14 protein-coding genes are annotated in these 14,568 nt (G+C 68.5%); 7 read left to right on the top strand and 7 right to left on the bottom strand.

Going from position 1 to position 14,568, the window contains the following annotated elements; translation table 11 throughout:
* Together CEX87_RS28000 and CEX87_RS22110 are read left to right on the top strand one after the other, a co-directional pair.
* The coding region (locus CEX87_RS28000) for a sulfate/molybdate ABC transporter ATP-binding protein (protein WP_099459200.1) at positions 1 to 878 on the top strand (878 nt) is incomplete at its 5' end.
* Between the two features lie 210 nt (positions 879 to 1,088).
* A complete protein-coding gene (locus CEX87_RS22110; protein WP_094289110.1) occupies positions 1,089 to 2,231 on the top strand; it encodes an APA family fibronectin-binding glycoprotein in 1,143 nt (380 codons plus the stop codon).
* A gap of 73 nt (positions 2,232 to 2,304) precedes the next feature.
* On the opposite strand, the gene CEX87_RS22105 is transcribed toward CEX87_RS22110, so the two are convergent.
* On the bottom strand, positions 2,305 to 2,550 hold the full coding sequence (locus tag CEX87_RS22105; RefSeq protein ID WP_064394143.1) for a CDGP domain-containing protein: 246 nt from the start codon (positions 2,548 to 2,550) through the stop codon (positions 2,305 to 2,307).
* A 271-nt stretch (positions 2,551 to 2,821) separates the two neighbouring features.
* On the opposite strand from CEX87_RS22105, the gene CEX87_RS22100 reads away from it, so the two are divergent.
* The gene (locus CEX87_RS22100; protein ID WP_064394144.1) at positions 2,822 to 3,838 is read left to right on the top strand and encodes a zinc-binding alcohol dehydrogenase family protein; all 1,017 of its coding nucleotides are present in this window, start codon (positions 2,822 to 2,824) and stop codon (positions 3,836 to 3,838) included.
* Here the strand turns inward: CEX87_RS22100 and CEX87_RS22095 are convergent.
* Positions 3,835 to 4,308 (bottom strand): hypothetical protein, encoded by a 474-nt coding sequence (locus CEX87_RS22095; RefSeq protein ID WP_064418596.1) that lies wholly within the window; start codon positions 4,306 to 4,308, stop codon positions 3,835 to 3,837. The genes CEX87_RS22100 and CEX87_RS22095 overlap by 4 nt on opposite strands.
* A 105-nt stretch (positions 4,309 to 4,413) precedes the next feature.
* Here CEX87_RS22095 and CEX87_RS22090 point away from each other — a divergent pair, with 105 nt between their 5' ends.
* Positions 4,414 to 4,992, top strand: coding sequence for a CGNR zinc finger domain-containing protein (locus CEX87_RS22090; RefSeq protein ID WP_064418597.1), 579 nt, complete (start codon positions 4,414 to 4,416; stop codon positions 4,990 to 4,992).
* A 2-nt stretch (positions 4,993 to 4,994) separates the two neighbouring features.
* Here CEX87_RS22090 and CEX87_RS22085 read toward each other — a convergent pair whose 3' ends face one another.
* Positions 4,995 to 5,756, bottom strand: coding sequence for a CPBP family intramembrane glutamic endopeptidase (locus tag CEX87_RS22085; protein WP_064418598.1), 762 nt, complete (start codon positions 5,754 to 5,756; stop codon positions 4,995 to 4,997).
* Between the two features lie 11 nt (positions 5,757 to 5,767).
* On the bottom strand, positions 5,768 to 8,245 hold the full coding sequence (locus CEX87_RS22080) for a phosphoketolase family protein (RefSeq protein ID WP_064418650.1): 2,478 nt from the start codon (positions 8,243 to 8,245) through the stop codon (positions 5,768 to 5,770).
* An 82-nt stretch (positions 8,246 to 8,327) separates the two neighbouring features.
* Between CEX87_RS22080 and CEX87_RS22075 the strand changes: the two genes are divergently transcribed.
* Genes CEX87_RS22075 through CEX87_RS22065 form a run of 3 tightly spaced genes read left to right on the top strand, consistent with a single transcriptional unit; the run spans position 8,328 to position 12,975 of the window.
* Positions 8,328 to 9,203 (top strand): TIGR03619 family F420-dependent LLM class oxidoreductase, encoded by an 876-nt coding sequence (locus CEX87_RS22075; RefSeq protein WP_064418599.1) that lies wholly within the window; start codon positions 8,328 to 8,330, stop codon positions 9,201 to 9,203.
* A complete protein-coding gene (locus tag CEX87_RS22070; protein ID WP_094289108.1) occupies positions 9,200 to 11,506 on the top strand; it encodes a CoA transferase in 2,307 nt (768 codons plus the stop codon). The genes CEX87_RS22075 and CEX87_RS22070 overlap by 4 nt, the downstream gene beginning before the upstream one ends.
* Positions 11,506 to 12,975, top strand: a complete 1,470-nt coding sequence (locus CEX87_RS22065; protein WP_094289106.1) for an acetyl-CoA acetyltransferase — start codon at positions 11,506 to 11,508, stop codon at positions 12,973 to 12,975. Before CEX87_RS22070 ends, CEX87_RS22065 begins: the two co-directional genes overlap by 1 nt.
* Positions 12,976 to 12,998: 23 nt before the next feature.
* On the opposite strand, the gene CEX87_RS26995 is transcribed toward CEX87_RS22065, so the two are convergent.
* The 3 genes from CEX87_RS26995 to CEX87_RS22055 all read right to left on the bottom strand — a co-directional run bounded on the left by CEX87_RS26995 (position 12,999) and on the right by CEX87_RS22055 (position 14,567).
* On the bottom strand, positions 12,999 to 13,142 hold the full coding sequence (locus CEX87_RS26995; protein ID WP_233151474.1) for a hypothetical protein: 144 nt from the start codon (positions 13,140 to 13,142) through the stop codon (positions 12,999 to 13,001).
* A 53-nt stretch (positions 13,143 to 13,195) separates the two neighbouring features.
* The gene (locus CEX87_RS22060) at positions 13,196 to 13,765 is read right to left on the bottom strand and encodes a hypothetical protein (RefSeq protein ID WP_233151473.1); all 570 of its coding nucleotides are present in this window, start codon (positions 13,763 to 13,765) and stop codon (positions 13,196 to 13,198) included.
* Between the two features lie 73 nt (positions 13,766 to 13,838).
* Positions 13,839 to 14,567 carry a DUF72 domain-containing protein gene (locus CEX87_RS22055; protein ID WP_094289102.1) on the bottom strand — a complete coding sequence of 243 codons (729 nt, stop codon included), beginning with the start codon at positions 14,565 to 14,567 and terminating at the stop codon, positions 13,839 to 13,841.
* Between the last annotated feature and the right edge of the window lies 1 nt (position 14,568).

The raw sequence follows: 14,568 nt of genomic DNA, 5'->3' as shown, positions 1-14,568 counted from the left end.
GGCGGGTGCTCACCGACACCGCATCGGGTCTCCATGTGGCGACCCACGACCGCCGCGTCGGGCTTCTGATGCAGGATCCGCTGCTGTTTCCACATCTCGACGTGGCCGCCAACGTGGCCTTTCCGCCAGGCAGCACGCGCCCCGAGCATTGGCTCGCCCAGGTCGACGCGACAGGACTGGCCGACCGCAGGCCGCGTCAGCTGTCCGGGGGACAGGCGCAACGGGTCGCACTGGCGCGTGCGTTGGCGGCCGAACCCGACGTGCTGCTGCTCGACGAGCCGTTGGCCGGCCTGGACGTTGCGGCCGCCGCTGCGATGCGCAAGGTGCTGCGCGACGTGCTCACACGCGACGGGCGGTCCGCGGTGTTGGTGTCTCACGACGTGCTCGACGTGGTCGCCCTCGCCGATCGGGTACTGGTGCTCGAATCCGGCACCATCATCGAAACAGGTTCTGCTGCAACGGTATTGGCGGCTCCACGGAGCGATTTCGGTGCCCGACTGGCCGGGGTCAACCTGGTTCGCGGGACGGCGGACGGCCACGGCGTGCTGACCACCCGATGGGACGCGGCCTGGTACGGCAACCCGGCGTCGGATATCGCGACCGCAGGGCCGGCGGTCGCCCTGTTTCATCCCGCGGCGGTCGCGGTGTACCGCGACCGGCCGCACGGCAGCCCCCGTAACACCGTCGAAGTCACCGTCGCCGAACTCGACGGCCGCGGCCCCGCGATCCGGGTGCGGGCCGAGGAGCAGCCCGACGGCAGCCCGGGGCTCGCCGCCGACATCACCGCCGACTCCGCGACCGAACTGAGGCTTGCCCCTGGCGAGCGGGTGTTTTTCGCGGTGAAGGCACAGGAGGTCACGCTGCATCCGGCCCAGTAACGGTTACCGCAGCGGACGCGAAAAACAAGCGAGTCACCGGGCATCGACAGCGGTTCGGCCACCCCGCGCCACGCGCGGGTACTGTGCTGTGTCAGCAAATCATGACGTTACAGCTATCAGTGCTTATCGTCTTCTCAGCTACGTCTTATTTATCCTCATTTTGAGCAATTCACACTTGCGTCACGGCGGTAACACGGTAGTTTCTTTCCCATGGATCAGCCGGACGCGATTTCAGCCCCGCGCAGGGGGCTCTCGAGGACATTGGCGGTCGCGGCGGTGACCGGGGCAACCGCCATAGCGCTCGCGCTCCCGACGGTGGCCCAGGCGCAGCCCGAACCGACGCCTGCGCCGCCCCCACCGCCGCCGACGGGGAACACCTTCCTGCAGGGGCCTCCGCCGCCACCGGCACCAGGGGCGCCAGCACCCCCTCCGGCACCAGGGGCGCCCGCTCCGGCTCCCGCGCCCGGCGCACCACCTCCCGCACCCGGCGCCCCGCCGCCACCTCCGGCACCGGGAGCACCTGCACCGGCACCCGGTGCTCCGGCACCCGCACCCGCCGATCCGAACGCGCCGGCCCCGGCGCCCGGTGATCCTGGCCGCGTCGACTCGGCCGCAGGTGGCCTCAGCTACGTCGTGCCTGCCGGATGGAAAGTGGCGGATTCGACGCAGCTTTCCTACGGTCAGGCGTTGCTGACCAAGGACGCCCCCGAAGGCGCCGAACCGCCCAACGACACCAGCATTCTGCTCGGCCGGCTCGACCTGAAGCTCTTCGCGGGCGCTGAGACGGACAACACGAAGGCTGCGCAGCGGTTGGCCTCCGACATGGGCGAGTTCTTCATGCCGTTCCCCGGCACCCGGGTCAACCAGGAGACCGTCGAGCTCAATGCCGATGGCATGCCGGGCGTCGCGTCGTACTACGAGGTGAAGTTCACCGACACGAACAAGCCCAACGGCCAGATCTGGGCCGGCGTGGTGGGCAACCCCGTCGAACCGGGTACGCCGCGCGGTCAGCGCACCCCTGAGCGGTGGTTCGTGGTCTGGCTCGGCACCGCGAACAACCCTGTGCCGAAGGAAGAAGCGGTGACGCTGGCCAATTCGATCCGGCCGTACACCCCGCCCGCGGCACCTGAGGCCCCGCCCGCCGATCCGAACGCACCGGCGCCACCGCCCGCTGATCCCAACGCGCCGCCTCCACCGCCCGCGGATCCCAATGCACCGCCTCCGCCGCCAGCGGATCCCAATGCACCGCCTCCGCCGCCAGCGGATCCCAATGCGCCTGCCCCGCGGCCGGCGGTCGGCGTGCCGGTTCCGGTCGCGCCGGAGAATGCGCCCGGGATGACGCCCCCGGCCTGACGTATAGCGAAAGCTTCCTCCAGGGCATGAAGCCGTGGAGGAAGCTTTCGAATTCTTTGCGCTGGTGCGATTGTCAGGGGCCGACCCGCGGCGGGTTGGCGTTCGAGACGTTCACGATGAAGCAGTTCGTGCCGCCGAATCCCATTGCGCCCGCGGTCTGACACCGTTCGAAGTTGCCGTCGGCGCCGACCGGTCCGTCACAGATCGTGCCGCCGCCCCACGGCGTCCAGCCTCCCTGGCATCCGGCGTTGGCCGGAGCGGCCAAGGCGATGCCGCTGGCCGCCAGCGCTCCAACCGCCAGTGCAACAAGTGTTTTCATCTCTTCCACCCTCTCCTTCGCGGTACCGGTCTTCGCGCCCGGTACTGAGCCTTCGCCGTAGCCGCACGGCGGTTCGTCGTTATCTACAGGTTATGCCGTTGTTATCACCTAGGAATCAGGATTTCCCCTACAAGTGTCCCGGCCGGCGTACAGGGATGACCTGCCGCACACCAGATCTGTCCGGTTCGCCGCCGCGGTCGTTAGCGTTGTTCGCTGACAGTGAAGACGCCCGAGGGTGGTGCCCGGGCCGTCGCGGGGCGACCATGTGGTGATGAGCGTCTCAACCATGACCGCCTGGCAGGTTCGACAACCGGGACCGATGGCCTCGCGGCCGATGGAACGCGTGCGAGTCGAGGTTCCGCGTCCGGGACCCGGCGAGCTTGCGGTGGCGGTCCGCGCATGTGGCGTGTGCCGCACCGATCTTCACGTCGCCGAAGGCGATCTGCCCGTGCATCGGCCCCTGGTCGTACCGGGACACGAGGTCGTCGGCGAGGTCGTCGAGGTGGGGGAGAGCACGGGCGCGGAGTTCTCCGTCGGCGACCGCGTCGGCATCGCGTGGCTGCGGCATACGTGTGGGCGATGCCGGTACTGCCTCAGAGGCGACGAGAACCTGTGCCCACAATCGCGTTACACCGGTTGGGATGCCGACGGTGGGTATGCCGAGTTCGCTACGGTGCCAGCGGCATACGCCCATCCACTACCAGCGGGCTACTCCGACACCGAGCTGGCGCCGCTGTTGTGCGCCGGGATCATCGGCTATCGGTCGCTGCTGCGCGCGGACCTCCCACCGGGTGGCCGGTTGGGCATATACGGATTCGGCGGCAGCGCGCACCTGACCACGCAGGTAGCCGTCACGCAGGGCGCCGAAGTTCACGTGATGACGCGCGGGGAAGCCGCGCGTGAGCTGGCTCTGAGCCTGGGGGCGGCGTCGGCTCAGGGCGCCGACGAGCGTCCACCCGTCGACCTCGATGCCGCGATCCTGTTCGCGCCCGTCGGTGAGCTCGTCCTGCCGGCACTCGAAGCGCTCGATCGTGGTGGCACGCTTGCGATCGCGGGTATTCACCTTTCCGACATCCCGACGTTGAACTACCAGCGTCACCTCTTCCAAGAGCGTCAGGTCAGATCGGTCACCGCCAACACTCGCGCCGACGCCCGGGCCTTTCTGGCTTTCGCCGGTGAACACCACATCGAGGTGACCAGCCCGCCATACCCGCTCAACCGGGCCGACGCCGCGCTGAGCGATCTGGCCTCCGGCCGGATCTCCGGGGCCGCGGTGTTGGTCATTTAGAGCTCGGCCATCGCGGCACGGAGCCGGCCCACGAGATCCCCACGGCCGTACCGGTAAACGGGACCGGTCCCGTCGGCCAGCAGGAGGCGTAGCCGCGCCATGCCCCGCGCTCCGACCATCCGGGGAGAGTGCAGCCGCAGCGCTATCTCGTCGATCACGTCCTCGGCGGCCGCGATGTTCGGTACGTGCAACGGCACCCGCGAGGACATCAGCGGGCCGTGCCCGCGGGCGTCCCGGACGATCCGTCGCAGTGCCCGGGCCACCGCCTCGCGCTCGGCGAGCGAGGTCAGCCGGACGCAGTGCGCGGCGTAAGCACCGCTGTCGGGTGCCACGCCGCCGACGGCCGCCATCCGGTCGAACCTGTTGGCCCTCAGCCGCGCCACCAGCCGCGCGCGTAGAGACGGGGCAGTCGCCCCGCTCGCCGCCGCAACCGGCGACACCAGGGTTGGTGGATTCGGATTGTCCGACATATCGATCCTCGTAAGCGCGCGGATGTATGACCACTGACAACTTTATAACGGTCACGCATGACCGGTCAAATTGAATTAGCAGTCACTGAAAGCTAGGCTTGCTATATGACTCGCATACGGTGGCTGGGAGACCAGGAGACGAAACCGGCACCGCCGCGTCTGGCCCTGGTTCAGAGCCTGGTCAACACGGCGGAGTTGCCGTCCGGCCCCGACCGTTTGGCCGATCCGGACGACGCGCGGCCGTGGCTGCAAGACAAGGGGTTGCTGGATCCCGGGGACGGCATCGGCGAGGGCGACCTCGAGCTACTGCGTGGTGTGCGCGAGGCCCTGCGCGCGATGCTGGTCCACAACGCCGGTGGTCCGCCGCCGACCGCGGCGGCGTTGGCGCCGCTGCGGGCCGCGGCCGGTGGCGCCGCACGGGCCGAGGTCGAAGACTCGGGGCGGATACGGCTCTCGGCGGTGGGCACCTCGCTGCATGACCGCCTCACCGAACTGCTACTGGCGATCCACGATGCACAGCGCGACGGCTCCTGGTCGCTGTTGAAGGCGTGTGCCAACGAGGAGTGCCAGTGGGCGTTCTACGACCGCTCGCGTAACCACGGTGGCACCTGGTGCAGCATGGCGACTTGCGGTAACAAGCTCAAGAACCGGGAGTTCCGCGCCCGAAAGCGCGCCTCGCACTGACGTCAGCTCAGATGCCACACGAACGCGGCCGCCAGCGCGCCGAGTCCGTTCAGCGACCAGTGCAGCGCGATCGGCGCGATCAGGCTGCCGCTGCGGCGGCGCAACCAGGTGAAGACGAAGCCCGCGATGCCGGTGGCGACCACCGCCGACGTCACGCCTGCGACGGTGCCCATCACACCTCCGCCGAAGATCCGGGTGAAGCCGACGTTGCTACTGGTCAGGCCCAGCGAGGTGGCGATGTGCCAGAGTCCGAACAACAGCGAACCGGCCGCGGCGACACCACGCCAGCCCCAGGCGCGGTCGAGCGCTCCATGCAGCACCCCGCGGAACGCCAGTTCCTCGGGGATCACGGTCTGCAGGGGGATGATGACCATCGACGCGATGAGCGCGCCCGAGATCGTGGCGTAGTTGTTGTTCATGAACATCGGCCGCGTCCACGGCAGCAGCGCACCGATCGCGATGACCGACAACACCAGCGCGACGGCGCCCAGCGCGTAGCCGGTTCCGGACTTCAAGTGTTCGCGGCTCAGGCCGAGTTCGGCCCATCCGAGGCCGCGGGAGCGGACCAGCGCCACCAGAAGCAGCGCCGCCGCAGGCACCGTCGCCACGCTGGCCCACGGCGTGGTGAAGTGTGCGATCAGGTTCGTCAGCGCCAGCACCACCACGACCACTGCGATGTCGACGTAGGTGCGGAAGTGGTGCAACGCGGAGAGCTGTTCGACCAGCGGATGCGGGCGCTCGGCGAGGGCGGCTTGGTCGGACACGAAAATCCAGTCTAGCGGTCGTGTTCGCTGAGGGTGTCCTGCGACAGCGACGGGGCTTGGTAATCCGGGTCCCACGTCCACCCCGAGATCGCCGGATCGTCCTCGCCGTGTTCCCGGGTGTAGCGCCGGGCCGCCAGGCGCGCATCAGCCATCTCCTGGCGCAGCCCGGCCACGCTGCTGCCCAGACTGTCGACGCGGTCGATCACGTCCATGACCAGATGGAACCGGTCGAGGTCGTTGAGCATCACCATGTCGAACGGGGTCGTCGTGGTGCCGCGTTCCTTGAAGCCGCGCACATGCAACTGGGCGTGGTTGGCGTGCCGGTAGGTCAGTCGGTGAATCAGCCAGGGGTAGCCGTGATAGGCGAAGATGATCGGCTTGTCCTTGGTGAAGATCGAGTCGAATTCGCGATCGGACAGGCCGTGCGGGTGCTCGGACTCCGGTTGCAGCCGCATGATGTCGACGACGTTGACCACCCGCACCTTCAGCTCGGGCAGCCGCCGACGCAGGATGTCGGCGGCCGCCACCGTTTCCAGGGTCGGGATGTCTCCGGCGCACGCGAGCACCACGTCCGGCTCCCCGGTCGTGTTGCTCGCCCACCCCCAGATCCCGAGACCCCGCGTGCAGTGCGCGATCGCCGAATCCATGTCCAGGTAGTTCAGCCCCGGCTGCTTACCGGCGACGATCACGTTGACGTACTGGCGGCTGCGCAGGCAGTGGTCGGCCACCGACAACAAAGTGTTGGCATCCGGCGGCAGGTACACCCGCACGACCTCCGGGCGCTTGTTGGCGACGTGGTCGATGAAGCCGGGATCCTGGTGCGACGCACCGTTGTGGTCCTGGCGCCAGACATGCGATGTCAGAAGGTAATTCAGCGACGCGATCGGCGCCCGCCAGGGCATCTCCCGACTGCTGTTGAGCCACTTCGCGTGCTGGTTGAGCATGGAGTCGACGATGTGGATGAACGCCTCGTAACAGTTGAACAGCCCGTGTCTGCCCGTCAGCAGGTATCCCTCGAGCCAGCCCTGGCAGAGGTGTTCGGACAGCACCTCCATCACCCTGCCCTCCGGACCGAGGTTCTCGTCGTCGGGGGTGACCTCGGCCAGCCAGGCCTTGTCGGTCACCTCGAGGGTCGCCGACAGCCGGTTGGACGCGGTCTCGTCGGGTCCGATCAACCGGAACCTGTCGGCGTTACGCGCGATGATGTCGCGCAGAAAGGTTCCGAGCACCCGGGTCGCCTCGGTCGACTCGGAGGCGGGCTGGTCGACCGGCACCGCGTAGTCGGTGAACGGCGGCAGGTCCAGATCCCTGAGCAGCAGTCCGCCGTTGGCGTGCGGGTTGGCGCTCATCCGCCGCTGTCCGCGCGGGGCGATCGCGCGCAATTCGGGCCTTAGCGCGCCGTCGTCGTCGAACAGCTCCTCGGGTCGGTAGCTTTGCAGCCACTCCTCGAGCTGAGCCCGGTGCTCGGGGTTGGTGTGAGTGCCCGACAACGGAACCTGATGGGACCGCCACGTGCCCTCGACCTTCTTGCCGTCGACCTTCTGCGGGCCCGTCCAGCCCTTCGGTGTCCTCAACACGAGCATCGGCCACACGGGCCGGAAGGTCTCACTCCTCAACGCGGCTCGTTCCTCGCCGCTTGATCGTCGTGCGACGGGCCGGCCCTGTTCGCCGTCGAGGCGAGCGGCGCGCTGGATCGCGGCGATCTGGTCGAAGGCTTCGTCGAGCGCCGTCGCCAGCTGCTGATGCACGTTGGCCGGATCGTCGCCGGCCACTGTGATGGGCCGGTAGCCGTAGCCGAACATCAGCGACTCGAGTTCCTCCTGCGGAATGCGCGCGAGGACCGTGGGGTTGGCGATCTTGTAGCTGTTGAGGTGCAGGATGGGCAGCACGGCACCGTCGGTGACCGGGTTGAGGAACTTGTTCGAATGCCAACTGGCCGCCAGCGGGCCGGTCTCGGCTTCGCCGTCACCGATGACACAGGCGACCACCAGGTCGGGGTTGTCGAACGCCGCGCCGTAGGCGTGCACCAGCGCGTAGCCCAACTCCCCGCCTTCGTGGATGGACCCGGGCGTCTCCGCCGCGACGTGGCTGGGGATGCCACCGGGGAAAGAGAACTGGCGGAACAGCTTTCGCAATCCCTCGGTGTCTTCGGAGATACCCGAGTACACCTCGGTGTACGTGCCTTCGAGATACGCGTTGGCAACCAGGCCGGGACCGCCGTGTCCCGGGCCGGTGATGTAGATGACGTTGACGTCGCGGTCGCAGATGACGCGGTTCAAGTGCGCGTAGACGAGATTGAGGCCCGGTGTCGTGCCCCAGTGGCCGAGCAGCCGGGGCTTGACGTGCTCGGGCGCCAGTGGCTCGCGCAGCAGTGGATTGTCCAGAAGATAGATCTGGCCGACGGACAGATAGTTGGCGGCGCGCCAGTAGGCGTCGATCAGGTCGAGTTCATCGGCGGACAGCGTGGGGGACAGGGCCTCGGCAGTCATCTGACTCATCATCGTCGAAACGGGGGAACGGGTGCCACTCCTGTACCCGCTGCGCGTGAAGCTACCCATTAGCCTGTCTGACGTGTTGGGATTCGCAGTGCCGCAGTTCGGGGCGTCGGCCCGGGCCGACCTCGCGCGCTACGCGGCCAGCGCCGAAAGCCTCGGCGCGGACAGCCTCTGGGTCGGCGACCGCTTGTTGACCGCGGTGCACCCCAGCGTCGGCTACGCGGGTCAGGACACCATTCCAGAACAGTTCCGTGCCGCCCTGGATCCGTTGATCGCGTTGGCGGTGGTGGCCGCCGCGACGTCGCGCGTCCGGTTGGGCAGCAGCGTGTTCGTCGCACCGTGGTACCCGCCGGTGCAGCTGGGCCGCCAGCTGACCGCCATCGATGTGGTCAGCGGGGGCAGGCTCGTTCCCGGTTTCGGCATCGGGTGGTCACCAGAGGAGTTCTCGGCCGCCGGCGCCCCGTTCCGCGCCCGCGGAGCCCAACTGGACGAGGTGCTCGACGCACTCGAGCAGCTGTGGACGACCAATCCGGTGGAACACGACGGCGAGCGGTGGTCGATCCCGTTGGCGTGGGTGGACCTCAAACCGGTCCAGCAGCCGCGTCCGCCGATCTATCTCGGCGGGTTCACGCCGGCGAGCCTGCGGCGCATCGGGACTCGCGGCGACGGGTGGCTCCCCGCCGTCCTGGTGCCCGGCGGTGTCATGCCCGAGTTTCTTGCGATCCAGCGCCAAACCATCGACGACGCCGCCCGCGAGGCGGGCCGGGACCCGTCGGACATCCACACCTACGTGCGGATCAACGTCGCCGGGGGCACACCGATCGACGCGGTGGCCGATGCGGTGCGGACGCTGGCCGACGCCGGATATCCGGACGCCTTCGTCGACCTGATGTACGTCGCCACCGACACCGACGACCACTTGCGGTGGGTCGAAAGTCTCCTGGCGGCATGAGCGAACCACTGCTGGCATCCGTGCGGGTGCTCGACCTCGGCGGCGCCGAATCCGATGGGGTGAGCCGGCTGTACGCCGACCTCGGAGCCGATGTACTGAAGATCGAGCCACCTGGTGGGCGGTCCGACCGGCAGGCGCTGCCGACCGTGGCCGGAGCGAGTGTTCCGTTCCGCCTGCACAATGCGAACAAGCGGTGCGCGGTTCTGGACCCCGCCGGCCCCGACGGCCGCCGGGCGTTGTGGGACTTGGCGGGCACCGCCGATATCGTCGTCGACGGCGGAAGCCCCGGCGGGGCAGGCGAATTCGGAACCTCCTGCGCGGCCCTAGCTCAACGGTTCGGCCACCTCGTCGTGTTATCGGTCACGGACTTCGGCACCGACGGGCCGTATGCCTCGTGGCGGGCCACCGACCCCGAGTTGTACGCGTTGTCGACGGCACTGTCGCGTACCGGGCCGACGGCCGGCACCCCGGTGCTTCCCCCGATCGGACTGGCATCGGGGACCGCTGCGACACAGGCGGCATGGGCGGCGCTGGCCGCCTACTACCACCGGTTACGCACTGGCACAGGCGATTACATCGACTTCTCCCGATTCGAGGCGGTGCTCCAATCGCTGGATCCGCCCTTCGGATCAGAAGGTCAGGCGGCCGTCGGCGTCAAGAAGACCACCGAAATCTGGCGCGGCAGGCCACGCAACCAGAACATCTATCCGATCTTCGCCTGCAAGGACGGGCATGTACGGATCTGCCTGCTGTCCCCGCGTCAGTGGCGCGGCATGCGCGCCTGGCTCGGTGAACCGCAACAGTTCACCGACCCCAAGTTCGACACGATCGCGGCGCGGTATGCGGCGTCTCGCCAACTCAACGAGCTGATCGGCGATTTCGTCGCAACCCAGACCATGGAGGCTCTGGTCACCGAGGGACAAGAGCGGGGAGTTCCCATCGCGGCCGTGCTCACCCCCACGGAGACGTTGGCCTCCGAGCACTTCCGCGCGGTCGGTGCGCTGACCACCGCCGAGTTCGCCCCGGGCGCCGATGTCGTCGTCCCGGTGGGGCCCTTCGTCGTCGACGGCCATCATCGCGGCCTGAGGTGGTTGGCCCCCGCCCCCGGCGCTGACGAACCCGCGTGGGCCACAGCGTCATCGGTGACAGCAGCGCAGGGCACGGCCGCGCTGCAGCGTCCTTTCGAGGGGATACACATCCTCGACCTCGGCGTCATCGTCGCCGGGGGCGAGCTGGGCAGGTTGTTCGCCGACCTCGGCGCCGAGGTGGTCAAGATCGAGAGCGCCGCGTATCCCGACGGGCTGCGCCAGGCGCCGCCCGGTCAGGTGATGAGCAGGTCCTGGGCGCTGACCCACCGCAACGAGCAAAGCCTGGGGCTCGACCTGCGTACGCCCGCGGGCGCCGACCTGTTTGCCCGCTTGGTCACTGACGCCGACGCCGTGTTCGCCAACTTCAAGCCGGGGACGCTTGCGTCATTGGGGTTCTCCTATGACCGTCTGCGGGAGCTGAATCCACGCATCGTGCTCGCGGAGAGCAGCGCCTTCGGCGCGGCCGGCCCGTGGAGCTCGCGCATGGGCTACGGGCCACTGGTGCGGGCCACCACCGGGGTCACCTCGCTGTGGGCGTCTGCCGACGGCGGCTTCTACGATGCGACGACGATCTTCCCGGACCACGTGTCGGCGCGGCTCACCGCGGTCGCCGCACTGGCGGCGCTGGTCCGGCGCGACCGAACCGGACAGCCCGCACACGTACACGTCTCGCAGTCCGAGGCTGCGGTCAGCCAGCTGGCGACCCGCTACGTCACCGAATCCGCGCGTGCGGCAGACCTGCCCGTCGTCGACGACACAGCGGCACACGGTGTGTACCCGTGCGCCGGTGACGACGAGTGGTGCGTGATCTCGCTGTGCTCCGAGAAGGATTACGCGGCTCTGGAGTCGGTCACCGGCGGCGTCGACACCGCGGAATGGACCCGCACCCGCGACAAGACCGTGGTGGCACGCGCCTTGCAGGATGCCGGGATCGCCGCGGCGCCGATGAACCGTGCCGTCGATGTGCCTGCCGACCCGCAGGTGCGTTACCGGAAGTTGTACTCCGACATGGAGCATCCACTTTTCGATGCACCCATGCTCACCGAAACGGGGCCGGCCCCGTACACGAACATCCCTTCCGCCCTGCTGAGGCCCGCGCCGATGCCGGGAGAGCAGACCAGAGAGATCTGCCGGCAGATCCTCGACATCTCCGCCGAGGAGACCGATCGGCTCATCGCCGACGGCACGCTCTTTGCATACCGAGAAAGGCCTTGATGGAAGCCAGGACGCCGGTGTTGGTCGGCTACGGACAAGTCAACCAGCGCGACGAGAACCCCGATGGGTCGCCGATCGACCTGATGGTCGCCGCCGCTCGCCAAGCAGCGGACCCCAGGATCCTCGAGGCAGCCGACTCGGTTCGGGTGGTCAATCTCCTTTCGTGGCGGTACCGCGATCCGGGATTGCTTCTCGCACAACGCCTGCGCGCCGACAACGCCGCGACCCGCTATACCGGGGTCGGCGGTAATACGCCCCAGTCGCTGGTCAACGAGGCGTGCCGAGACATCCAGAACGGTCGAGCCGAAGTGGTTCTGATCGCGGGCGGTGAGACCTGGCGCACCCGAAGCCGGCTGCGCGCCAAGGGCGTGCGGCCGGACTGGCCGCGCCAGGACGAGTCGGTCCCGATGGCCGAGGGCGCCGACGAAGGGGTCCCGATGGCCGGGCCCGCCGAAATCAAGATCAGCCTGGACCGGCCCGCCTACGTCTACCCGATGTTCGAGCAAGCCCTGCGTATCGCCGCGGGCGAGTCCGACGAGGAGCACCGACGCCGGATCGGTGAGCTGTGGGCACAATTCAGTGCGGTGGCCGCGAGCAACCCCCACGCGTGGGTCCGAGACGCGGTGCCGGCCGAGCAGATCTGGCAGGCCGGTCCGGGCAACCGGATGATCAGCTGGCCCTACCCGAAGCTGATGAATTCCAACAACATGGTCGACCAGGCCGCGGTGCTGGTGCTCACCTCGGCCGAGAAGGCCATGCATCTGCAGATCCCCAGGGACCGTTGGGTGTTCCCGTATTCGGGCACCGACTCGCACGACACCTACGCGATCGGCGAGCGCGCGGAGTTTCACACGTCTCCGGCGATTCGCATCGGGGGGCGGCGGGCCCTGGAGTTGGCCGAGGTCGGCATCGACGATGTCGGGCTCGTCGACGTCTACTCGTGCTTCCCTTCGGCGGTTCAGGTGGCTGCCAATGAGCTTGGCCTGCCGATCGGCGACCGCGCCAGACCGCTGACGGTGACCGGCGGGCTGACCTTCGCGGGCGGGCCGTGGAACAACTACGTGACCCACTCGATCGCGACCATGGCCGAACGACTCCTCGCCGTCCCCGGCCAGCTCGGGTTGATCACCGCCAACGGCGGTTACCTCACCAAGCACAGCTTCGGTATCTACGGCACCGAGCCGCCGCCGCACGAGTTTCGTTGGGAAGACGTGCAATCGGAGGTCGATCGCGAGCCGACCCGGACGGCGCTCGTGGACTGGGCCGGGGTGGGCACCGTGGAGACGTGGACAACGCCGTTCGACCGCGATGGTTCTCCGGAGAAGGCGTTCCTCGCGGTTCGCACCCCCGACGACGAGCGGGTGCTGGCGGTCATCCCCGATGCGGCGGGGGCGGCGGCGACGGTCGACGAGGACATCTCGGGGGCGAAGGTCCAGGTGAACCCGGACGGTACGGCCGCATTGAGGTAGCCGGAACGGCCGCGTTGCGGTAGTCAGTCGAGGTCTGCCGACAGCGCGTCGATGCGCTGGCGGGCCGCCTCCGCCGCGCCCGGGCCAACGACGGCATGGACCCGGCCGGCCTCCACCGCGGCGATCGCGGCATCGGCGACCACGGCGGGGCTGATCGCACCGCGCATCGCGTCGTCGTCGCGGGTGGCTCGATCCTCATGCGGGCCTGCCTTCCTCGTCGCTACGGTGCGTTGGCGGGAACCTCGGTGTATCGCGACTGAAAACCCTCGGGGGCGAAGGTGAATCCCTTGCCGGTCACCTCGCTCATGCACGAGACGCCGGCCTCCTGCACATTGCAGCGGAACCCGGCGACGACCAGGATTCGGTTGAATTCCAGCACCTTCGCGTCGTCGAGGACGAACTGCGGCTGTTCCAATGCCGCGAAGCGGGGTTCACCCTCGCGCTCGACGATGACTGCGTTCGGTGCGACCTGCTCACCGGCACCGTTGTCCACCATGTCCGGTTCACCGGTGATGTTCATGCTGGACAGCGGGGAAGCGGCCGACTGACAGCCCGCCTTGTCACGCGGCACGACGGCGCACGCCCAGCGTCCGCTCGGTGTGGTGAAGAAATACGCGGCCGACCCGGTCGGATGCGCGACGTAGTCGAATGCGTCGACCAGGTGCGCGCTGTTCGGCGGCGGGGCAGGCGGTTCGGAGGTCGTCGAGGTCGGCGACGCCACGAACGGTTCGTCGGTGGTGACGATCCGCTCGGCCGAGCAACCCGCGACCAGTATCGCGACGGCCGACATCAGACATAGGACACGCATCTCGGGTCCTAAGCGTGCCGGAACCGGTTTTCGTCCGCGCAGCGGGGGTGGCGGATCAGCCGGCCAGCATCGCCTTGAGCGTCTGCGCGTTCCAGACCGCGTGCCCACCCAGGTCGTTGTTGAAATAGACCAGGGTCCGCCTGCCTTCGCTCTCCCACCCCGAAATCCGGTCGGCCCAGTGCCCCAACGCGTCGTCGGGGTAAGAGCCTGCGTACATCGAATCCTGGTCGGGGCCGTGCATCCGGACGTACACCAGCTCACTGGTCGCCCGCGGAACGCAGCGCAGACCCGCACCGCTCATCACCACGTAGGCGGCGCGGTGGCGCTCCAGCAACGCGTAGACCGCCGGGTCGTCCCACGACGGATGCCGCAACTCCATCGCCACCGGGATGTGATCGGGCATGAGCTTGAGGAAGTGCTCCAAGCGGGCGTCGTCGCGCTCGAGTTCCGGGTGCAGTTGCACGAGCAACGCTTCGCTGCGGTCGCCGAGCAGCTCCCAGCACCGGTCGAAGCGCTCGACCCACGGCTCCGGTTCCCGCAGCCGGCGGTAGTGCGTCAGTCCGCGCTGGGCCTTCACTGACATCGTGAACCCGTCGGGCAGCCGCTGTCGCCAGCCGGCGAACGCGCTGTCCTTCGGCCAGCGGTAGAAGCTGGCGTTCAGTTCGACGGTGTCGAACTCCTCGACGTAGCGGGCCAGCCGATTGGCCGTCGGGAGTCCCGCCGGGTACAGGACGTCCTTCCAATGGTCATATGACCACCCGGAGGTGCCGATCCGGATCACCATC

The sequence above is a fragment of the Mycobacterium lehmannii genome (assembly GCF_002245535.1).
Lineage (GTDB): Bacteria > Actinomycetota > Actinomycetes > Mycobacteriales > Mycobacteriaceae > Mycobacterium > Mycobacterium lehmannii.
Note: the sequence above shows the minus strand (reverse complement) of the source record. Positions and strands in the feature narration are given on the sequence as shown.

Bases quoted from the DNA above. Each gene is read 5' to 3' on its own strand.
- CEX87_RS22060 (WP_233151473.1), bottom strand. From the start codon at position 13,765: ATGTCGGCCGTCGCGATACTGGTCGCGGGTTGCTCGGCCGAGCGGATC.
- CEX87_RS26995 (WP_233151474.1), bottom strand. From the start codon at position 13,142: ATGCGCGGTGCGATCAGCCCCGCCGTGGTCGCCGATGCCGCGATCGCC.
- CEX87_RS22065 (WP_094289106.1), top strand. From the start codon at position 11,506: ATGGAAGCCAGGACGCCGGTGTTGGTCGGCTACGGACAAGTCAACCAG.
- CEX87_RS22095 (WP_064418596.1), bottom strand. From the start codon at position 4,308: ATGTCGGACAATCCGAATCCACCAACCCTGGTGTCGCCGGTTGCGGCG.
- CEX87_RS22100 (WP_064394144.1), top strand. From the start codon at position 2,822: ATGAGCGTCTCAACCATGACCGCCTGGCAGGTTCGACAACCGGGACCG.
- CEX87_RS22070 (WP_094289108.1), top strand. From the start codon at position 9,200: ATGAGCGAACCACTGCTGGCATCCGTGCGGGTGCTCGACCTCGGCGGC.
- CEX87_RS22105 (WP_064394143.1), bottom strand. From the start codon at position 2,550: ATGAAAACACTTGTTGCACTGGCGGTTGGAGCGCTGGCGGCCAGCGGC.
- CEX87_RS22080 (WP_064418650.1), bottom strand. From the start codon at position 8,245: ATGACTGCCGAGGCCCTGTCCCCCACGCTGTCCGCCGATGAACTCGAC.
- CEX87_RS22090 (WP_064418597.1), top strand. From the start codon at position 4,414: ATGACTCGCATACGGTGGCTGGGAGACCAGGAGACGAAACCGGCACCG.
- CEX87_RS22055 (WP_094289102.1), bottom strand. From the start codon at position 14,567: ATGGTGATCCGGATCGGCACCTCCGGGTGGTCATATGACCATTGGAAG.
- CEX87_RS22110 (WP_094289110.1), top strand. From the start codon at position 1,089: ATGGATCAGCCGGACGCGATTTCAGCCCCGCGCAGGGGGCTCTCGAGG.